A 20,772-nucleotide genomic window follows, 5' to 3' on the forward strand; every position below is an offset into this window, starting at 1 on the left:
TTTCGGTCGGTCGACCGACCGACCTCGTCGACGCCGGCGATGCAGCCGCGGAAGGCGTTGGCGGCGTCGAACTCCCGCGAGCGCGCCCTCACCGTGCCGTCCGAAGCGTGACTCCCGCCCCGACCATGATCAAGGGAAACTTCTGGTCGTCATAGCAGCCAGACGTTTCCCTTGATCATGGAGCGCCCGACCTGGGCGGCCGCCGCGGGCCAAAGGGAAAGGCCCCCGACCCGGCGAACCGGGGCGGGGGCCTCTCGCGAGAGCCTCAGGCTCAGATCTTGCCGGCCTGGTACTTGACGTCCGGGAGCAGCTTGTTGCTGGCGTCGTAGGTGTAGACACCGATGGTCGCCTCGGCCGGGTCACCGGCGTCGTTGAAGGAGATCGGGCCGCTCAGGCCGTCGTAGTCGATGTTCTTGCCGGCCTTGATCAGGTCGACGCACGCCTTGTACGTCGTGCACTTCTCGCCGTCCTTCGAGACGGTGGTGAGGTGCTTGGCGATCTCCGCCGGGTTGTCGCTCTTGGCCTCCTCGGCGGCCAGGGCCGCGAGGATGGTGGCGTCGTACGACTCAACCGCGTAGTTGAAGTCCTTCAGGTCCTTGTTGGCCGCGAGCAGGCGGGTCTTGAAGTCCGCCTTGGTCTCGGCGCCCGGCTGGGTGCCCTTGTAGCCGGTCAGCGTGCCCGCGGGGAAGTCCTTCGAGTAGTCGGCGATGTTGCCGTCGACGAAGTACCACTTCTTGGTCTTGAGACCGGCCTCGACCAGCTTGGGGACGATCTTCTTGGTCTCGTCGAAACCGATGATCGCGATCGCGTCCGGGTTGGCGGCCTTGATGTCGTTGACCTCGGTGGTGAAGTCAGCGGCCTTCGGGTCGTACGTGATGCTCTTGACGACCTGGCCACCGCCGCTCTCGATCTCCTTCTTGGCGTTCTCGGCCAGGCCGACGCCGTAGGAGTCGTTGAGGACGAGCATGCCGACCTTGGCGTTGCCGTCCTGGACGATGAGGTCACCGAGGACGCGGCCCTGCAGCGTGTCCGGCGGGGCGGTGCGGAAGTAGAGGCCCTTGTCGTTGTACGTGGTGAACGCCGTCGACGTGTTGGCCGGCGAGATCTGCACCACGCCCGCGCCGGTGATCTTGTCGATCACGGACAGCGAGACGGAGGACGAGGCGGCGCCGATGATGACGTCGACCTTGTCGGTCAGCAGCTTGTTGACGGACTGGGTGGCGATGTCCGTGGAGGTGTCGCCGGAGTCCATGTGCTGGATCGTGACCGGCTTGCCGACCGCGCCGCCGTTGTCGTTGATCTCCTTGATCGCGACGTCGACGCCGGCGAACTCCGGAGGGCCGAGGAACGCGAGCGAGCCGGTCTGCGGCAGGATCGTGCCGATCTTGAGAACACCGTCGCCGGCCGCGGCAGCGCCGCCGGTGGTCGCGTTCGCGCTGGGCTCATCGCCGCTGTCGCCACACGCCGCGAGCGCCAGGCAAGCGGCGCTCAGCACAGCGACGGAGCGCCATCCGAGATTGGGGCGGATCATCACCTGTCTCCTTTTTAACAGCGCGGTAGGCGTGGTTGCGCCTAGATGCCAAGACGCTGATGAAGGCACAACCTAATGACACTCACCCCGCCGCACTAGGCCTTCGGCCCGACACGCCTCAGGAAGTTGCGCAGTCGTAATCTTCCTGTTCGCAACCGCAACGCGAATCGCTTTGTCGACACAATCGGGGGTTGCGTCCCGGACATCGGCGGCGCTTGCGGCAATCCGGGCAAAAGCCGTGTCTCGTCGGGCGGGCCTGGGGCCGAAAGTGTCGTACCCGCGGACTAGGGTTGCCAAGCGTGACGGGTTCGACTGACTCCAGGCTGCTGCTGCTCGACGGGCACTCGCTCGCCTACCGGGCGTTCTTCGCCCTGCCCGCGGAGAACTTCTCGACCGCGACGGGCCAGGTGACCAACGCCGTCTTCGGGTTCACGTCCATGTTGATCAACATGCTGAAGGACGAGCAGCCGACCCACGTGGCGGTCGCCTTCGACGTGTCGCGGCAGACGTTCCGCCTGGAGAAGTATGCGGAGTACAAGGCCAACCGCTCGTCCAGCCGCCCGGAGTTCGCCGGCCAGGTGGACCTCATCAAGGAGGTCCTCAACGCGCTGCGCATCCCGTTCATCGAGAAGCCCGGCTACGAGGCCGACGACGTGATCGCCACGCTCGCCCGCCAGGCGTCGGAGCTCGGCGTGCCGACCTCGATCATCACGGGTGACCGCGACGCGTTCCAGCTCGTCAACGACAACGTGACGGTGTTGTACCTCAAGCGCGGCGTCTCCGAGATGGACCGCATGACGCCGGCGCGGGTCGAGGAGCGCTACGGCATTCCGCCATCGCTCTACCGGGCCAAGGCGGCCCTGGTCGGCGAGGACAGCGACAACCTGCCCGGCGTCCCCGGCGTCGGCGACAAGACCGCCGCCAAGTGGATCGTGCAGTTCGGCGGGCTCGACGGCATCATCGCGCGGGTCGACGAGATCAAGGGCAAGGCCGGCGAGAACGTGCGCGCCCACCTCGCCGACGTCATGCGCAACTACGAGCTCAACGGCCTCGTCGACGACCTCGAGCTGCCCATCGGGCCGGAGGAGCTGCGCTGGCGCGGGTGGGACCGCGAGGCCGTGCACCAGGTCTTCGACTCGCTGGAGTTCCGGGTGCTGCGCGACCGCCTGTATCAGTACCTCGAGGCCGTCGAGCCCGAGGCGGAAGCCGGCTTCGAGCTGTCCGGCACCGTGCTGCACGGCGGTGTGGGCGCCTGGCTGGCCGAGCACGCACCGGCCGGCACCCGCGTGGGCGTGGCCGTCGCCGGCAAGTTCGGCCGCGGCACCGGCACGCTCACCGGCATGGGGCTGGCGGTCGCCGGCGGCCCGGCGGCCTGGTTCGACCCGGCCGAGCTCGACGCGGAGGACGACGCCGCGGTCGGCGCCTGGCTCGCCGCCGCCGACCGGCCGAAGGTGCTGCACGACGTGAAGCCGGCCCTGCTGGCGTTGCTGGCCCGCGGCTGGCAGCTCGGCGGGGTCGCGAGCGACACCGCCCTGGAGGCGTATCTGGCCCGGCCCGACCAGCGGTCGTACGACCTGAACGACCTCGCGCTCCGTTACCTCAAGCGGGAGCTGCGCGTCGACCTCCCCGACAGTGGCCAGCTGACGCTCGAGGGCCTGGGCGGCAACACGGGCGAGGCGGAGGAGAACCTCATGCTCCGCGCCCGGGCCACGCTCGACCTCGCCGAGGCGCTCGCCGAGGAGCTGCGCCGCGACGGCGACGCGTCGTTCCGCCTCCTCGCCGAGGTGGAGCTGCCGCTCGTCGAGGTCCTCGCGCAGATGGAGCGCACCGGGATCGCCGCCGACGCCGAGTATCTCGGCGAGCTGGAAGCCAAGTTCGCCGCCGAGGTGAAGGCGGCCGCGCAGAGCGCCTATGCGGTGATCGGCCGGGAGTTCAACCTGGGCTCGCCGAAGCAGCTGCAGGAGATCCTGTTCAACGAGCTCGGCCTGCCGAAGACCAAGAAGATCAAGACGGGCTACACGACGGACGCCGACGCGCTGCAGAGCCTGTTCGCGCAGACCGGCCACCCGCTGCTGGAGCACCTGCTGCGGCACCGGGACGTGGCGAAGCTCAAGACGACCGTCGACGGGCTGCTCAAGTCGGTCAGCGACGACGGGCGCATCCACACGACGTATTTCCAGACGGTCGCCGCCACCGGCCGGCTGTCGAGCACCGACCCCAACCTCCAGAACATCCCGATCCGCACCGAGGAGGGCCGGCGGATCCGCCGGGCGTTCGTGGTCGGCGACGGCTACGAGACGCTGCTGACCGCCGACTACAGCCAGATCGAGATGCGCATCATGGCGCACCTGTCGAAGGACGAGGCGCTCATCGAGGCGTTCAACTCCGGCTTCGACTTCCACGCGGCGACGGCCTCGTCGGTGTTCTCCGTCCCCGTCGACGAGGTGGTCCCCGACCAGCGCCGCAAGATCAAGGCGATGAACTACGGCCTCGCGTACGGCCTGTCGTCGTACGGGCTGGGCACCCAGCTCGGCATCACCCCCGCCGAGGCGACGGTGCTCATGGAGGAGTATTTCGCGACGTTCGGTGGCGTGCGCGACTACCTGCGCCAGATCGTCGCCCAGGCCCGCCGCGACGGGTACACGGAGACGGTCCTCGGCCGCCGCCGCTACCTGCCCGACCTCAACAGCGACAACCGCCAGCGCCGCGAGATGGCCGAGCGGATGGCCCTCAACGCCCCGATCCAGGGCTCGGCCGCCGACATCATCAAGGTCGCCATGCTGCGCACCGACCGCGCCCTGCGCGAGGCCGGCTTACGCTCCCGCATGCTCCTGCAGGTCCACGACGAGCTGGTGTTCGAGGTCGCCCCGGGCGAGCGCGAGCCGGTCGAGGCGCTGGTCCGCGAGCAGATGGGCGACGCGTACCCGCTCGACGTCCCGCTCGGCGTCTCCGTGGGCGCGGGCCGCGACTGGAACGCCGCCGACCACTGACCCCACGGCCTCCTGCGGCTGCGTCACCAACGACCGACCACGGGAGTCGCGGCGGCGTCGTCCCCGGCCTGCCGCAGGAGCGCCGGGGCGGCGTCGCCCACGCCCGGCTGCAGGGGCCGCTGCGGCGTCGCCTTCGACCGACTGCAGGAGCCCTCGTGGCGGTGCGGTCCCTGGCCGCCCGTGAGAGGCCAGGGCAGTGCGCCACCACTTGCCGGCCACCGCGGACTGTCGGTGACCGCGGACGCCGGTCGCCGGGGGCGTCGGGCGCGGGCGTAGCCCGTGGGTTCTTGGGGCGACGGCGATGGCAGCGTCCGTGCCGCCGGGGCGGATGCACCGGCGGCACGAGCGGTGACTGGCGGGAGCGATGGTCGTGCCTTGCGCGGACCCGAGTCCTAAGGCTTGGGCTTGGTAGCCACGAAGATCGCGGTACCGGGGAAGATGCGGCCGCGCAGGGGGCTCCACTGGCCCCAGGTCTCCGTGTGGCCGTCGGGCCACTCGGGCTCGACCAGGTCGTCGAGGACGAAGCCGGCGGCGACGAGTTCGCGGATGCGGTCGCCGAGGGTGCGGTGCTGCTCGACGTAGGTCGGGACGTGGTGGCCGTCCTCCTCGACGTAGGCGCGGCGGTCGAAGTACGAGTGGACGGCGACCAGGCCGCCCTCGCCCGGGTCGTCGAGGAAGACCCAGCGCATCGGGTGGGTGATCGAGAACGCCCAGCGGCCGCCGGGGCGCAGGACGCGATGGGCCTCGCGCATCACGCGGGCCGAGTCGGCGACGAACGGTACGGCGCCGAAGGCCGTGCACACGATGTCGAACGTCTCGGCGGCGAACGGCAGGGCGGTCGCGTCGGCCTGGACGAGGGGGACCGTGATCCCCGATCGGGTGGCGCCCTGGGTGGCGTGGCGGAGCATGCCGGCGGAGAGGTCGCTCGCGTACGCCTCGGCGTCCTGGGTCCGCAGCCAGCGGGAGCAGGACGCGGCGCCGCAGCCGATCTCCAGGATGCGCCTGCCGGCGACGTCGCCGAGGAGGTGGGCCTCGGCCTCGCGCAGGCCCTCGGGGCACCACACGAAGTCGGCGTCGCCGAGGAATCTTCCGTGTTCGGCCTGGTAGGCGTCGGCGTCGGCGTCCCACCAGCCACGGCTGGCGCGGCGGCTCTCGGACGGACTCACGGCGCGTCGTGTGACGCCTGCGTCAGGTGACGATTCCATGGAGTGCAACGGTAGGCCCCGGACGGGCTCGGAAAAGTCGGCAGATCGGGTCTGGGGGAGGGTTGGACCATGTGGTATTGCGCAGGGTAGGCTGATCGGTGCACTCGTGGGTTTGTGCGCCTCGGCATGGAGCAGGCTCACGGTCGCCGAACACATCCTGAGCGCTTCCAATGCACTGATCCTGCAATGCGACAGGCGGGTTGTGCCCGACGACGGGTCCGCGGGAGCGCGCAGGTCCACCAGGCAAATCCACCGACCGGAGCAACAGCCCACATGACGAGCAGCATCGAGGCCACCTCGAGCGCCAGCAGCAACAAGGTCACCATCGACGACCTCGGTTCCGAGGAGGCGTTCCTCGCCGCGATCGATGAGACCATCAAGTACTTCAATGACGGCGACATCGTCGAAGGCACCGTCGTCAAGGTCGATCGGGACGAGGTCCTGCTCGACATCGGCTACAAGACCGAGGGTGTCATCCCCTCGCGCGAGCTGTCGATCAAGCATGATGTCGACCCTGCTGAGGTCGTGTCGGTCGGTGACCACATCGAGGCCCTCGTCCTGCAGAAGGAGGACAAGGAGGGTCGCCTGATCCTCTCGAAGAAGCGCGCGCAGTACGAGCGGGCGTGGGGCACGATCGAGAAGATCAAGGAGGACGACGGCGTCGTTCGCGGCTCCGTCATCGAGGTCGTCAAGGGCGGCCTCATCCTCGACATCGGCCTGCGCGGCTTCCTCCCGGCGTCGCTCGTGGAGATGCGCCGGGTCCGCGACCTGCAGCCGTACGTCGGGCGCGAGCTCGAGGCCAAGATCATCGAGCTGGACAAGAACCGCAACAACGTGGTGCTGTCCCGCCGGGCCTACCTCGAGCAGACGCAGTCCGAGGTGCGCACCGAGTTCCTGCACAAGCTGCAGAAGGGGCAGGTCCGCAAGGGCGTCGTCTCGTCGATCGTCAACTTCGGTGCGTTCGTCGACCTCGGTGGTGTCGACGGCCTGGTCCACGTCTCCGAGCTGTCCTGGAAGCACATCGACCACCCGTCCGAGGTGGTCGAGGTCGGCCAGGAGGTGGAGGTCGAGGTCCTCGACGTCGACCTGGACCGCGAGCGCGTCTCCCTGTCGCTGAAGGCGACGCAGGAGGACCCGTGGCGTCAGTTCGCCCGCACGCACGCCATCCAGCAGATCGTCCCCGGTAAGGTCACCAAGCTCGTCCCGTTCGGTGCGTTCGTCCGTGTCGACGACGGCATCGAGGGCCTGGTGCACATCTCCGAGCTGGCCGAGCGCCACGTGGAGATCCCGGAGCAGGTCGTGCAGGTCGGCTCGGACGTCATGGTCAAGGTCATCGACATCGACCTGGAGCGCCGGCGGATCTCGCTGTCGCTCAAGCAGGCCAACGAGGGCTTCGTCGAGGGCGAGGAGCACTTCGACCCGACGCTCTACGGCATGTCGGCGACCTACGACGAGCAGGGCAACTACATCTACCCGGAGGGCTTCGACCCGGAGACCGCCGAGTGGATGCCCGGCTTCGAGAAGCAGCGCGAGGCGTGGGAGCAGCAGTACGCCGAGGCCCGGCAGCGCTGGGAGGCCCACACCAAGCAGGTGCAGTCGGCCCGCCAGGCCGACGCCACGGCCGAGCCGGCCGCGGCCGCCCCGGCGGGTGGCGGCTCGGTGAGCTCGTCCACCCCGACGGCGGCGCGCGCCCCGGAGGAGCCGGCGGGCACCCTGGCCACGGACGAGGCCCTGGCCGCGCTCCGCGAGAAGCTGGCCGGCGGCAAGAGCTGACGGCTCACTGAGCCGAGAGCTTGAGGGAGAGCCCCGCGACCGGGTCTGGTCGCGGGGCTCTTCCGTACGTTCGGGCCGATCGGTCCGGACGAATCAGCGCAGTCCGGGACTCGCTCCCGGCATGCGCCGGCGGCCGGTCCACCAATACTGCTCGTACTGCTCGGCACACTGCCGCTGGCGGCCGCACGGCGTCGGTTGCGACCCGGTTTCGGGACGGGCGGGTGGCGGTGCATGATCGCGGACGTTTTCGTCCGCATACGGCCCACAAACTTCCGTGATCATGGCGGGCGACCGATTCGCGGGTGCCACCTGGCGTACGTCATTGCCGCGGAGGCAGGCGTGCTCGACGGAAGCCGAGCGGGCCCGTCTGGAGGTCAGGTAGGACGGTGCTCGTGGCCTATGGGACGGCCAGGACCACCGGCTGGGACGGTGCTCGTGGCGGAGGAGACCGCCAGGACCACCGCGGGCCGACGATCCGGATGGGGCGCAGAGGCTACGGCTGGCGCGGAGCGCGGCCGCACGAAGGCCAGGACGCCGCCTCAGTCACGCTCAGGGGTGACCACGTCCATTCGGTGAAAGCGCCATGCCGGAGCCTGGTGCCACCATCGGCCGAGCGTCGTTTCCCGTCCACACCGCCGGAGAGGTCCGGCGGGCACAAGCCTGGCGCCGCCGCCGGTCATCGTGCCGCTGCGGCGGCGGGCGTGGCCCTGGGTCACGCTGCCGCAGCGCTGCGCCAGCGGCCGCACGGACCGCAACCGCCCCGACCGCCGGCCGACGACCCGGACGGCGTGCAACGCGACGGCAGGCGCGAGAGCGCGGCCGCTCGGGAGCCGGAACGCGGAGGGCCCCGCCCCAAGCGCCCCTACTTCACCCCAGCAACGTCCATGGCCCGCAGCTCCTTCTTCAGCTCCGCAACCTCGTCCCGCAACCGAGCGGCCAGCTCGAACTGCAGCTCCCGGGCCGCCGCCAGCATCTGGTCGTTGAGGTCCTGGATGAGCGACGCCAGCTCGGCCCGCGCCATCCCCGCCCGCGCCGGGGTCGCCGGGGCGCCCGCGCTGCCCTTGGTGCCGCCGCCGCGCTGCCGGGCCCGGGTGTTCTCCGGCGACTTGCCGCGGCTCATCTGCCGGCCGCCGCCGACGGTGACGGCGCCGCCCGGGCCGTGGCCGTTGACCGCGCCGGCGGTGTCCTCGGCCTCGCGGTAGATGTCGTCGAGGATGTCGCCCAGCTTCTTGCGCAGCGGCTGCGGGTCGATGCCGTTGGCCGTGTTGTAGGCCCGCTGCTTCTCCCGCCGCCGGTTCGTCTCGTCGATCGCCAGGGCCATCGACGGGGTCATCTTGTCGGCATACATGTGCACCTGCCCGGACACGTTGCGCGCCGCGCGGCCGATGGTCTGGATGAGGCTCGTGCCCGAGCGCAGGAAGCCCTCCTTGTCCGCGTCGAGGATCGCCACCAGGCTCACCTCGGGCAGGTCGAGGCCCTCGCGGAGCAGGTTGATGCCGACGAGCACGTCGAACTCGCCCCGCCGCAGCTCCCGCAGCAGCTCCACCCGCCGCAACGTGTCGACCTCCGAGTGCAGGTAGCGCACCCGGATGCCGTGCTCCAGCAGGTAGTCGGTGAGGTCCTCGGCCATCTTCTTGGTCAGCGTCGTGACCAGCACCCGCTCGTCGCGCTCGGTGCGCAGCTTGATCTCGTGCATGAGGTCGTCGATCTGCCCCTTGGTCGGCTTGAGCACGACCTCCGGGTCGATCAGGCCGGTCGGGCGGATCACCTGCTCCACGAACTCGCCCTGCGTCTGGGTCAGCTCCCACGGCCCGGGCGTCGCCGACAGGTACACCGTCTGGCCCACCCGCTCCTCGAACTCGTCGAACCGCAGCGGCCGGTTGTCCTGGGCGCTCGGCAGCCGGAACCCGTGCTCGACGAGCGTGCGCTTGCGGGAGGCGTCCCCCTCGTACATGCCGCCGATCTGCGGCACCGTCGCGTGCGACTCGTCGATGACGGTGAGGAAGTCGTCGGGGAAGTAGTCGAGCAGGCAGTGCGGCGGGCTGCCGGCCTCCCGTCCGTCGATGTGGCGGGAGTAGTTCTCGATGCCGTTGCAGAACCCGACCTGGCGCATCATCTCGATGTCGTAGGTGGTGCGCATCCGCAGCCGCTGCGCCTCCAGCAGCTTGCCCTCCCGGTCGAGCTCGGCGAGCCGCTCCTCCAGCTCCACCTCGATCTCGCGGATCGCCCGCTCCATCCGCTCCGGCCCGGCCGCGTAGTGCGTCGCCGGGAAGATCATCAGCGATTCGGCCTGGCGGATCTCGTCACCCGTCAGCGGATGCAGATAGGCCAGCCGCTCGATCTCGTCGCCGAAGAACTCGATGCGGATCGCCAGCTCCTCGTAGGCCGGGATGATCTCCAGCGTGTCGCCGCGGACCCGGAACGTGCCGCGGTTGAACGCGAGGTCATTGCGCGTGTACTGAATGTCGACCAGCCGGCGCAGCAGCTTGTCCCGGTCGATCTCCTCGCCGACGGAGACCTTGGCCGCCCGGTCGAGATACTCCTCGGGCGTGCCCAGGCCGTAGATCGCCGACACGGTCGCCACCACGATGACGTCGCGGCGGGTCAGCAGGCTCATCGTCGCGGAGTGCCGCAGGCGCTCGACCTCCTCGTTGACCGACGAGTCCTTCTCGATGTAGGTGTCGGTCTGCGGGATGTAGGCCTCGGGCTGGTAGTAGTCGTAGTAGCTGACGAAATACTCGACCGCGTTGTGCGGCATGAGGTCGCGGAACTCCTTGGCCAGCTGCGCGGCCAGGGTCTTGTTGTGGGCGAGCACCAGCGTCGGGCGTTGCAACCGCTCCACCAGCCACGCGGTCGTCGCGCTCTTGCCGGTGCCGGTGGCGCCGAGCAGGACGATGTGCCGGTTGCCGCCTCTCACGCGACGCGCGAGCTCCTCGATTGCCGCGGGCTGGTCGCCGGAGGGCCGGTAGTCACTGACCACCTCGAAGCGGCGGTCCAAGCGTGGGATGTCGAGCGCCATGACCCAACCGTACGCGCGGGGTATGACAACTTTCGGGGTCCTTGCCCTGGGTGCATGATCGTATTCAACCTGGCGATTGTGTGGGGAAGGTCACCGGACTACCGTAGACGCGTAGGCCGCTCGCGGCGGCCGACCGGAGAGCAGGCCGGCCACCACACGGTCGGCCCTCCCGGCGCCCGGTTGCAGCCCCGGTCCGTCACGACCGGCGAGCGCATCGGTGATGGATCGCGCGAATCGCGCGACCGGCCGCCGCGAGCGCCCTAAGCCCCGGCGATCCGCGGCCAGGCGTCCGCGACCGCCCGGTCGAGGTCCTCCTCGGTGCCGTCGTTGTGGATCTCGATGTCGGCCACCGCCCGCCGCTGCTCGTCCGTGGCCTGCTTGGCGATGCGGGCGCGGGCGTCCTCCTCGGCCATCCCGCGCAGCCGCACGAGCCGGTCCAGCCGAGTCTCCAGCGAGGCGAAGACGATCACGACGAGCTCGTAGAGGCCCGCCATGCCCTTCTCGACCAGCAGCGGCACGTCGTTGACCACGACCGCGTCCGGCGGCGCCGCGGCGACCATCTCGGCGCTGCGGGCCCGCACGAGCGGGTGCGTGATGGCCTCCAGCCGCAGCCGCGCCACGTCGTCGGCGAACACGATCCGGGCCAGCGCCGCCCGGTCGAGCGACCCGTCCGCGGCCAGCACCCCGTCGCCGAACGCCTCCGCGACCTGCGCCAGGCCCGGCGTGCCCGGCGCGACCACCTCACGGGCCAGCCGGTCGGCGTCGACGATCACGGCGCCCAGGGCGGCCAGCCGGGCCGCCACGGCACTCTTGCCGGCGCCGATGCCGCCGGTCAGCCCCACCATCTTCATGCAGCCATCACACCGGAAGGTGAATCCAGCTGTACTGCGGGGTCGTCCCCGCGTGGTCTGCACCCTTTCGGCGAATTGTCAAGATATGTTCCCCCTGCGAGCAAGGGGCGTTCATAACAGTCGGGCGACACAGCCCAGGTCTGGAGCGCAGGGAACCGGCGTCGGTGCAGGTGGATACCGCACCCGGTGGCAGTGGACCGGCGAGGCGATGAGCCTCCGCGCCGCCGGCGCGGCCGGCAGTCCGCGGCTGGTCCACCGCGTCCGGGCCTCCACCATGGCCCAGACGCTGGCCAGATAGCCGACAAACACCACCGCGTGACCGTGCGTACTGGCCTTCCGCCGTGGTGCGGCCCCCTTGTGGTCAGCGATACTCTGCGCGGGCAACCGCACCAACGCCAGGGAACAGAGGGACGCGCCGCATGGAGCCGGGACACCCCCCACGGCAGGATCCACCGACGGAACACAGCCATGACCAGGTGAACGGGTCGCCACCGCCGGCCCGCAGCCGGCGCGGCTGGATGTCCGACTCGCCGCTCGACGGCGGCACGGGCTGGCCGACGTCGGCGTACGCGATCGTGCCCCGGCAGCCCGCCGCGCCCCAGGCGGAGCGCCTCCCACGGGCCGCCGGGCCGCACGAGGCGGCGCCCGCCGAGCCGGAGGAGCGGCCCCGCCGCGGCCGGATCATCACGCTGGTCATCGTCGGCGTGGTCGTGCTGGCCATCGCGATCGCCGGTGGGGTGCTGGCGACCCGCGACACGTCCTCGTCCCGCTCCGGCACGCCGGCCGCGGTCACCACGCCGACGCCCGACGACCCGACGGCCGCCGCGACCGACCCGTCCGCCGACGCCTCGCCGAGCGGCAGCGCCTCCGGCAGCACGAACCCGAGCGCCGGCGGCTCCGCGCTGCCGACACCCAGCGGCTCGCTCGCCCCGCCCGGGGCGATCGTGGTCGAGAGCCCGATCCCGGCGGGCGCGACCGACGTGCTGCGCGTCGGCACCGTGCGGCTCAGCGCCCTGCTCGGCCAGCCCGGCGAGACGTTCGACCTCGACACCGGCACCGCGACGCCCACCGGCGCCGACGTCACCGCGGCCGCCGTCGGGCTCAACGCCGGCGCCGGCGCGATGCTCGGGGTGTGGACCGCACCCGAGCCGCCGACGCTCGCCGGCTGCTCGGGCACGACCGTGCAGTGGTCCAAGCAGGTGCTGCTCGCCGCGCTGGTGCCCGGCGCGCGGGTGTGCGTGCAGACCACCGAGGGGCGGTACGGCTGGTTCACCCCGCGCGGCGGCGACGTCATCGTCAGCGGCGCGCTCTACACCACGTATCTCGACTTCACCGTCTACAAGAAGACGGGGGACTGACCGCTCAGGGCGTCACGTCGGTGAAGTGCTCGACGCGCGGCGCGCCGTCGAAGAACGGGCCGATGAGCGCCCGCCACTGCGTGAAGCGGTCGGTGGCGCGGAAGTTGTCGAGGTGCGCGTCGACCGAGTCCCACTCGACCAGCAGCACGAACCGGCTCGCCGACTCGATGCCCCGGGTCATCCGCACCGAGCGGCAGCCGGGCGTGGTCGAGAGGATCTCGTGGCCCTTGCGGTATGCGGCGGCGAACTCGTCCTCGCGGCCTTCGAGCACGTCAATGAGCGCAACTTCCAACACCATCCGGCAAGGGTAAAGGACACCGTGCTCGACTGGCTCACCTCTCCCGCGTTCCACGCCTTCGGCGCTCCGACGACGTGGGCCGAGCTGCTGGGCTTCCTCACCGGGCTGGTCACCGTCTTCCTCGTGGTCCGCCAGCACATCGCGAACTGGCCCCTCGGCATCGCCAACGTCCTGCTCCTCATGGTCGCGTTCTGGCACGTCGGCCTCTACGGCGACGCGTGGCTCCAGGTGGTCTACGTCGTGCTGGGCTGCTACGGCTGGTGGCAGTGGACGCTCGGCCGGACGCGGACGGTGCGCGCCACGACCCGCACCGAGTGGTGGGCCCTCGCCGTCGCCGGTGTCCTGCTGAGCGTGCTGCTGTGGTGGTACCTCGACCGCTTCACCTCCTCCACGGTGCCCGGGCCGGACGCGGTCACGACGGCCGTGTCGCTGCTGGCCACCTACGGCCAGACGCTGCGCCTGGTCGAGAGCTGGTACCTCTGGATCGCCGTCGACCTCGTCTACGTCCCCCTCTACGGCTACAAGGACCTGTGGCTGACCGCGGTCCTCTACGTCGCGTTCCTGGGTCTGTGCGTGCTCGGCCTGCGCGAGTGGCGCGCCGCGTGGAGGACGGCATGGCGCACGGCCTGATCATCGGCAAGTTCTACCCGCCGCACGCCGGCCACCATCACCTCGTCGAGACCGCCGCCCGCGCCTGCACCGACGTGACCGTCGTCGTCGCACCGTCCACAGTGGAGTCGATTCCGCTCGCCGACCGCCTCGAGTGGCTGCGCGAGGTCCACGTCGCCAGCCCGCACGTGCGCTTCGTCGGTGTCTACGACGACCTGCCGATCGACTACGGCGACCCGGCCGCGTGGGAGGCCCACTGCGCCCTCTTCCGCGCGGCGGTCGGCCCCCGCGCCGTCGACCTCGTCTTCTCCTCCGAACCGTACGGCGAGGAGCTCGCCCGGCGCTTCGGCGCCAGGCACGTCCCCGTCGACCCCGGCCGCGCCGCGGTGCCGGTGTCGGGCACCGCCGTCCGCGGCGACCCGGTCGCCCACTGGGACCGGCTCGCCCCGCCCGTGCGCGCCTGGTTCACCAGGCGCGTCATCGTCGTCGGCGCCGAGTCGACCGGCACCACCACCCTGGCCCGGGCGCTCGCCGCGCAGCTGCGCCTGCGCCGCGCAGCTGCGCCTGCGCCGCGGCGCCTTCGCCACCACCGCCTGGGTCCCCGAATACGGCCGCACGCTGACCTCCCTCAAGATGGCCGGACTGGCACCCGGTCAGGGCGTGGAGGACCTCGTATGGACGCGCGACGACTTCGTCACCGTCGTGCGCGAGCAGAACGCCGCCGAGGACGCCGCCGCCCGGACCGGTGGACCCATTCTGGTCGGGGACACCGACAGTTTTGCCACGGCGATCTGGGAGGAGCGGTACCTCGGCAGCACCTCACCGGCGGTTCGTGATGCGGCGCGACGACCCGCCCTCTACCTGTTGACGAGCGACGAGGGCGTCCCGTTCGAGGACGACGGCATGCGCGACGGGGAACACCTGCGCGGCTGGATGACCGGGCGGTTCCGGGCCGAGCTCGCCGCCCGCGACGTGCCCTGGGTCGAGCTCACCGGCCCGTACCGCGCCCGCCTCGAAACCGCCCTCCAGGCCTGCGACGCGCTGCTCGCCAAGGGCTGGAACCTGGCCACGCCACTGCTCCCGCGGCGCTGAGCCGGAATTGTCGGTGGGCCCTGCTAGGGTCCGGCCCATGACGATCAGCCAGCACATCACGTCGTTCGCGGGCCTGCCGGTGACCGAGTTCCAGCCCGGCGTGGTCGACCGGCTGGACGCGGCCGGCACACCCCGCGGCGCGGTCGCCTGGCGGATCGAAACCGACTACGAGGACAGCGTCGAGGTCTTCACCTCCACCCTCGACCGGCTCCTCGACGTCGTCGGCGGCGAGCACGTGCACGCCCTGGTGATCGGCCAGTGGGGCAGTGCCTACGACACGGCGCCGCCGCTCGACCGGCTCATCGCCGTGCGCGACCGCCTGCCGAACCTCAAGGCCCTCTTCGTCGGCGAGATGACCTACGAGGAGTGCGAGATCTCCTGGATCAACCACGGCGAGATCGCCCCGCTGCTCGGCGCCTTCCCGAGCCTGGAGGTGCTGTGGATCCGCGGCGCCGACGGGCTGCGGCTGGCCCCGGTCCGGCACCGGCGGCTCAAGGAGCTCGGCATCGAGAGCGGTGGCCTGCCCGCCGAGGTGGTCCGCGGCATCGCCGACTCGTCGTTCCCCGCCCTCACCAACCTGGAGCTGTGGCTCGGCGTGCGGGAGTACGGGGGAGACGTCGGCATCGACGACCTCACGCCGATCCTCGGCGGCGCCGAGCTGCCCGCGCTGCGCCGCCTCGCCCTGCGCAACGCCGAGATCGCCGACCTCGTCGCCGAGGCGCTCTCCGCGGCGCCGGTCGTGGCCCGGCTCGAGGAGCTCGACCTGTCGCTGGGCATCCTCTCCGACCGCGGCGCCGAGGCGCTGCTGCTCGGCCAGCCGCTGACCCACCTGAGACGGCTCGACCTCAGCCACCACTTCATCTCCGCCGACCTCGGCGAGCGGCTCGCCGCCGAACTGCCCGGCGTCGACGTCGACCTCTCCGACGAGCAGGAGGCCGACGACCCCACCGACCGCTACGTCTCGGTGGCCGAGTGATGTTCACCGTCGTCGGGATCCGCGGGCACCGCCGGGTGCGGCTGTTCCGCGACGCCGCGCTCGCCGCGGGGCTGCCCGAGCCGGCGGTCGTCGACTGGCGCGAGGTGATCGCGGGCGAGTTCGCGATCGACCGCTCCACCCTCGTGCGGCTGGAGTCGCCCGGCGAGGACGCGGAGGTCGACCGCCTGCTGCGCGGCGCGCCCACGCCGGCCGGGCACGGCGAGATCGTCGGCCTCCAGGCCTGGCACCGCGGGCTGGTCGCGGCCGCCCGCCGCGTCGAGGCCCAGGGCGCACCGCTGCTCACCGCCGTCGACGACCTCGCCGTCCTCTTTGACAAGCGCCGGTGCCACGCGCGGCTCGCCGCGCACGGCGTCCCGGTGCCGGAGGCGTTCCCGGCCGAGGCGTATGCGCCGGTGCGCGCCCACGGCTGGCCGCGGGTCTTCGTCAAACCGGCCCACGGCAGCTCCGCCTCCGGCGTCGTCGCGCTCGCGTTCAACGGCCACCGCGTCAGCGCCTACACGTCCGCCGTCCTCGACCACGACCGGCTCTACAACGCGCTGCGCGTCCGGCACTACACCGACGAGCGCCTCGTCGCGGCGATCGTCGACCGGCTCGGCGCCGACGGCCTGCACGTCGAGCGCTGGTTCCCGAAGGCCGCCCTCGACGGGCGCGTGTTCGACCTGCGCGTCGTCGTCATCGCCGGCCGGGCGAGCCACGTCGTGGTGCGCACCAGCCGCTCGCCGATGACCAACCTTCACCTCGGCAACGTCCGCGGCGACCTGACCGCGGTCCGCGCCGCGGCGGGGGAGGAGCACTGGGCTTCCGCCATGCGCACCTGCGAGCGGGCCGCGGCGTGCTTCCCGAGCAGCCTCCACGTGGGCGTCGACCTGATGTTCGCCCCCGGCTACGCCCGGCACGCCCTCGCCGAGGTCAACGCGTTCGGCGACCTGCTGCCCGGGGTCCTCGCCGACGGCCGCGACACGTATGCGGCCGAGATCGCGGCACTCGCGGGGGTGCCGGCATGAGGTCCCTCCTCGGCAGCCACGACCTGCTGTTCGTCACCCTCGACACGCTGCGCTTCGACGTCGCCGCCGACCTGCTCGCCGCCGGCCGCACACCCAACCTGCGGGCGGTCCTCCCCGGCGGCCGGTGGGAGCGGCGGCACACCCCGGCCTCGTTCACCTACGCCGCGCACCACGCGTTCTTCGCCGGCTTCCTGCCGACGCCGGTGACGCCCGGCCCGCACACCCGGCCGTTCGCCGCGCGGTTCCCGGGCAGCACCACCGTCGGCGACGACACCTGGGAGTTCGACGCGCCCGACGTGGTCACCGGCCTGCGCGCCGCCGGCTATCACACGATCTGCGTCGGCGGTGTCGGCTTCTTCGCGATGACGTCCCCGCAGGGCGGCGTCCTGCCCGGGCTGTTCGACGAGGCGCACTGGACCCGCGAGTTCGGCGTCACCAACCCCGGCTGCTTCGAGGCCCAGCTCGACCGGCTCAAGACCGCGCTGCCGGCCGACGGGCCGCTGTTCACGTTCGTCAACGTCGCCGCGCTGCACCAGCCCAACCGGCACTACCTGCCCGGCGCCGGCGACGACAGTATCGAGTCGCACGCGGCCGCGCTGGAGTACGTCGACCGGCACCTGCCGGCCCTCTTCACGCTCGTCACGTCCCGCGGGCGGCCCTGCCGGGTCATCATGTGCAGCGACCACGGCACCGCCTACGGCGAGGACGGGCACACCGGCCACCGCGTCGGCCACGAGGTCGTCTGGACCGTGCCGTATGCGGAGTTCACGCTGGCGGCCGGCGCATGGTAGCCCTCGGCCCGCCGTACCAGGGCTATCTCTACGCCTATCCGCACAAGACCGCCTACCGCCCGCTGCGCCCCCGCCCTCGGCTCGCCGACGTCTGGGCCGGCGAACCCGCCGGCGCGCTGTTCCTCTACGTCCATATTCCGTACTGCGAGATGCGCTGCGGCTTCTGCAACCTCTTCACCCGCACCGGCGCCGGCGAGGACCAGGTCGCCGCCTACCTCGACCAGCTGGAGCGCCAGGCCGGCCGGGTCGCGGCCGCCCTGCCCGGCGAGCCCCGCTTCGCGCGGGCGGCGATCGGTGGCGGCACCCCGACGTATCTCGACGCCCATGAGCTCACCCGGCTCTTCGACCTGATCGAGCGCACCACCGGCGCCGACCTGCGCGCCGCGCCGCTGTCCGTCGAGACGTCACCGGCGACCGCCACCGCCGACCGGCTCGCCGTGCTGCTGGAGCGCGGCGCCACCCGGATCAGCATCGGCGTGCAGAGCTTCCGCGACGCCGAGGCGCGCGCCGCCGGCCGCCCGCAGCGCCGCGACGAGGTCGACCGCGCCCTCGACACGATCCGCGCCGCCGGACCGGCCGACCTCAACATCGACCTCATCTACGGCATCCCCGGCCAGACCGTCGCGACCTGGACCGAGTCGCTGCGCACCGCGCTCACCTGGCGTCCCGAGGAGTTGTACCTCTACCCGCTGTACGTCCGCCCGCTGACCGGCCTCGGGCGCCGCGACCCCGGCGCCGACCCCGACTGGGACGCGCAGCGGATGCTCCTGTACCGCCACGCCACCGACCTGCTGGCCGACGCCGGCTACCGGCAGCTGTCCATGCGCGCGTTCCGCCGCGCGGACGCGCCGGCCGCCGACGCCCCCGACTACTGCTGCCAGGACGACGGCATGGTCGGCCTGGGCTGCGGCGCCCGCTCGTACACCGCGGGCCTGCACTATTCCTTCGACTACGCCGTCGGCGTGCGCCAGGTCCGCGGCATCCTCGACGACTACCTGCGCCGCCCGCCCGCCGACTTCGACGTCGCCGAGGTCGGCTTCGCCCTCGACGCCACCGAGCAGCGCCGCCGCTGGCTGCTCAAGACCCTGCTGCGCACCGAGGGCGTCGAGCCGGCCGGCTACCGCGCGCGGTTCGGCACCGACGTCGACGACGACTTCCCGTCCCTCGCCGCGCTGCGCGACGCCGGGTACCTCGCCGGCCACCGCCTCACCGCCGAGGGCCTCGCCCACTCCGACGCGATCGGCCCGTGGCTCGTCTCCGCCGACGTCCGCGCGGCCATGGCCGGACACGTGACCCGATGAGCACCGCCAACCGCCCATCCGCGGCCGACCCGCTGCGGATCCTCTACCGCGGCCCGCTGGCGAGCTGCAACTACGACTGCCCGTACTGCCCGTTCGCCAAGCGCAACGACCCGCCCGACCTGCTGCGGGCCGACCGCGCCGCGCTCCGCCGGTTCGTGGGCTGGGTCCGCGACCACCCGGCCGAGCCGGTCGAAGTGCTGTTCACGCCCTGGGGCGAGGGGCTGACCCGGTCCTGGTACCGCGACGCGCTCGTCGAGCTCTCCCACCTGCCCCACGTCGCCCGGGCCGCCATCCAGACCAACCTCTCCGCCCGCCTCGGCTGGGTCGCCGACGCCGACCCGGCAACGCTGGCGCTGTGGTGCACGTACCACCCCGGCCAGGTCCCGCTGCCCCGCTTCCTCGCCGCCTGCGCCACGCTGCGCGCCCACGGCATCCGCCACTCGGTCGGCATCGTCGGCCTGCCCGAGCACCACGCCGCCGCCGTGACCCTGCGCAGGGAGCTCCCCGACGACGTGTACCTCTGGGTGAACGCCGCCGACGGCCACGCGTACCCACCGGCCGAGGAGGCGGCCTGGACCGCGATCGACCCGCTGTTCGGCTACAGCGTCCGCCCCCACGACTCCCGCGGCCACCCGTGCCGCACGGGCACCGGGGCGATCTCGGTGCTGGGCGACGGCACGGTCCGCCGCTGCCACTTCGTCCAGCGGCCTCTGGGCAACCTGTACGACGGCACCTGGGAGGCCAGCCGCCACAAGGTCCCGGTGACGATCGGCGCACCACCCGCCCCGGCCGCGAGCGAGCCCTGCCCCAACGACACCTGTGACTGCCACATCGGATACGTCCACCTGGAGACCCTGCCGTTGTACGACGTCTTCGCCGCCGGCATCCTCGAACGCATCCCACACCGCTGACCCCCGGGAACGCGGGCGGGGCCATGACCGGCAGGCCAGCGATGCGGGCCGCGAACATCGCCTGCAGCCGGTCGCTGAGCGGCACCCGTGGGACACCCGGCCGCCGAGGGACCGGGTCGGACCGCGATCGGGGTCAGGTCTGCACCAGCGGCCGGTACTCCGCCTCCGTCAGCCCGAACGTCCACGCCACCCCCGCCCGTGCGCTGCGGGTGTCCGGCGGGACCCGAAGCCAGTACACCCGGCTGGTCCCGTCGGGCTCCGGCGTGCTGTTGACGACCTCGACCATCGTCAGCGGCTCGTCGTCGGCGAAGCGCAGCTGCCACAGCACCCCGCACTCGTCCTCGCTGACGCGGTGGGCGCCGGCCTCGCGCACGTACCGCTCGTACCCGAAGTGCTCCACCATCACGCGCCGCAGCTCGGCGTTGCGCTCGGACGCGATCTCCTGGTGGGTCAGCCGCGACAGCCGGCGCACGAGGTCCGGCGGGATCGGCATGCCCCGCCAGGCGTGCAGCCCGAACCCGTCGCGATAGCGCACCGCGGGCGTGTCGGCCGCGTGCAGCCGGCCCACGTTGTCCCGGTGCAGCTCGACCGGCCGCTCGCTGAGGATGGCGACGTCCGCGTAGGGCCACCACCAGCCGGCCGACCGCGCCACCCCGGCAAGCCCGGCCAGCCGCTGCACCGCGTGCAGCGCCGCCCCGCCGCCGAACGCCTGCGCGGACTGAGCGATTTGAGCGGTCTGTGAGGATTGAGTGGCTCGCACGGTTTGGGCGGTCTGCGTGGGTTGCTCGGCATGCCCGGCCTGCGCGGGTTGCCCGGCCTGCGCGGCGGCCCGCGCCGGAGTCGCCCGCACTCCGGTGACGGCCGCGCCGTACCACCCGGCGGGCCCGTCCCCGACCCGCCCCGCCGGAGCGGACCCGGCGGGTCCGCCCCCGCTAAGGCCGACCGGCGTCACGGAAGCGGTCCCGCCAGAAGCGGAGCCCCCGGAGCCGGAGCCCCCGGAGCCGGAGCCCCCGGAGCCGGAGCCCCCGGAGCCGGAGCCCCC

General features: G+C 72.0%; 15 protein-coding genes and 1 pseudogene. 10 read left to right on the plus strand and 6 right to left on the minus strand.

Translation table 11 applies throughout. From position 1 onward, the window contains the following. Window positions 1-271: 271 nt before the first annotated feature. Window positions 272-1,531: an ABC transporter substrate-binding protein gene (locus ABZS66_RS40865; protein ID WP_354767505.1), complete on the minus strand. Its 1,260-nt coding sequence runs from the start codon at window positions 1,529-1,531 to the stop codon at window positions 272-274. A gap of 299 nt (window positions 1,532-1,830) precedes the next feature. On the opposite strand from ABZS66_RS40865, the gene polA reads away from it, so the two are divergent. Further along, a complete protein-coding gene (gene polA, locus ABZS66_RS40870; protein ID WP_354767507.1) occupies window positions 1,831-4,521 on the plus strand; it encodes a DNA polymerase I in 2,691 nt (896 codons plus the stop codon). Window positions 4,522-4,913: 392 nt separating this feature from the next. On the opposite strand, the gene ABZS66_RS40875 is transcribed toward polA, so the two are convergent. Continuing rightward, window positions 4,914-5,726, minus strand: a complete 813-nt coding sequence (locus tag ABZS66_RS40875) for a class I SAM-dependent methyltransferase (protein ID WP_354767509.1) — start codon at window positions 5,724-5,726, stop codon at window positions 4,914-4,916. Between the two features lie 186 nt (window positions 5,727-5,912). Between ABZS66_RS40875 and rpsA the strand changes: the two genes are divergently transcribed. Beyond that, window positions 5,913-7,499 carry a 30S ribosomal protein S1 gene (gene rpsA / locus ABZS66_RS40880; RefSeq protein WP_354767511.1) on the plus strand — a complete coding sequence of 529 codons (1,587 nt, stop codon included), beginning with the start codon at window positions 5,913-5,915 and terminating at the stop codon, window positions 7,497-7,499. An 862-nt stretch (window positions 7,500-8,361) separates the two neighbouring features. Here the strand turns inward: rpsA and uvrB are convergent. Together uvrB and coaE are read right to left on the minus strand one after the other, a co-directional pair. Next, the gene (gene uvrB, locus ABZS66_RS40885; protein ID WP_354767513.1) at window positions 8,362-10,518 is read right to left on the minus strand and encodes an excinuclease ABC subunit UvrB; all 2,157 of its coding nucleotides are present in this window, start codon (window positions 10,516-10,518) and stop codon (window positions 8,362-8,364) included. Between the two features lie 266 nt (window positions 10,519-10,784). Beyond that, window positions 10,785-11,369: pseudogene (coaE, locus tag ABZS66_RS40890) on the minus strand (dephospho-CoA kinase); the annotation flags it as partial. Window positions 11,370-11,845: 476 nt separating this feature from the next. Between coaE and ABZS66_RS40895 the strand changes: the two are divergent. Next, window positions 11,846-12,727, plus strand: coding sequence for a hypothetical protein (locus tag ABZS66_RS40895; RefSeq protein ID WP_354767515.1), 882 nt, complete (start codon window positions 11,846-11,848; stop codon window positions 12,725-12,727). A 4-nt stretch (window positions 12,728-12,731) separates the two neighbouring features. Here ABZS66_RS40895 and ABZS66_RS40900 read toward each other — a convergent pair whose 3' ends face one another. Then, window positions 12,732-13,025: an antibiotic biosynthesis monooxygenase family protein gene (locus tag ABZS66_RS40900; RefSeq protein ID WP_238014995.1), complete on the minus strand. Its 294-nt coding sequence runs from the start codon at window positions 13,023-13,025 to the stop codon at window positions 12,732-12,734. 21 nt (window positions 13,026-13,046) lie between these two features. Here ABZS66_RS40900 and pnuC point away from each other — a divergent pair, with 21 nt between their 5' ends. The 7 genes from pnuC to ABZS66_RS40935 all read left to right on the plus strand — a co-directional run bounded on the left by pnuC (window position 13,047) and on the right by ABZS66_RS40935 (window position 19,730). Further along, window positions 13,047-13,655, plus strand: coding sequence for a nicotinamide riboside transporter PnuC (pnuC, locus tag ABZS66_RS40905; RefSeq protein ID WP_354767517.1), 609 nt, complete (start codon window positions 13,047-13,049; stop codon window positions 13,653-13,655). Window positions 13,656-14,267: 612 nt separating this feature from the next. Beyond that, window positions 14,268-14,726, plus strand: coding sequence for an AAA family ATPase (locus ABZS66_RS40910; protein ID WP_354767519.1), 459 nt, complete (start codon window positions 14,268-14,270; stop codon window positions 14,724-14,726). A gap of 37 nt (window positions 14,727-14,763) precedes the next feature. Further along, window positions 14,764-15,702 carry an STM4015 family protein gene (locus ABZS66_RS40915; protein ID WP_354767521.1) on the plus strand — a complete coding sequence of 313 codons (939 nt, stop codon included), beginning with the start codon at window positions 14,764-14,766 and terminating at the stop codon, window positions 15,700-15,702. Beyond that, entirely contained in the window at window positions 15,702-16,727 is a 1,026-nt protein-coding gene (locus ABZS66_RS40920; protein WP_354767523.1) for an STM4014 family protein, read from the plus strand. The genes ABZS66_RS40915 and ABZS66_RS40920 overlap by 1 nt, the downstream gene beginning before the upstream one ends. After that, on the plus strand, window positions 16,724-17,518 hold the full coding sequence (locus ABZS66_RS40925) for an STM4013/SEN3800 family hydrolase (RefSeq protein ID WP_354767525.1): 795 nt from the start codon (window positions 16,724-16,726) through the stop codon (window positions 17,516-17,518). Before ABZS66_RS40920 ends, ABZS66_RS40925 begins: the two co-directional genes overlap by 4 nt. Next, window positions 17,512-18,819 (plus strand): STM4012 family radical SAM protein, encoded by a 1,308-nt coding sequence (locus tag ABZS66_RS40930; RefSeq protein WP_354767527.1) that lies wholly within the window; start codon window positions 17,512-17,514, stop codon window positions 18,817-18,819. The genes ABZS66_RS40925 and ABZS66_RS40930 overlap by 7 nt, the downstream gene beginning before the upstream one ends. Next, complete coding sequence (locus ABZS66_RS40935) at window positions 18,816-19,730, plus strand: STM4011 family radical SAM protein (protein ID WP_354767529.1); 915 nt, start codon at window positions 18,816-18,818, stop codon at window positions 19,728-19,730. Before ABZS66_RS40930 ends, ABZS66_RS40935 begins: the two co-directional genes overlap by 4 nt. Window positions 19,731-19,863: 133 nt before the next feature. Here the strand turns inward: ABZS66_RS40935 and ABZS66_RS40940 are convergent, their stop codons facing one another. After that, window positions 19,864-20,490: a DUF6745 domain-containing protein gene (locus ABZS66_RS40940; protein WP_354767531.1), complete on the minus strand. Its 627-nt coding sequence runs from the start codon at window positions 20,488-20,490 to the stop codon at window positions 19,864-19,866. Window positions 20,491-20,772: the final 282 nt, after the last annotated feature.

Source organism: Dactylosporangium sp. NPDC005572 (assembly GCF_040605515.1).
Lineage (GTDB): Bacteria > Actinomycetota > Actinomycetes > Mycobacteriales > Micromonosporaceae > Dactylosporangium.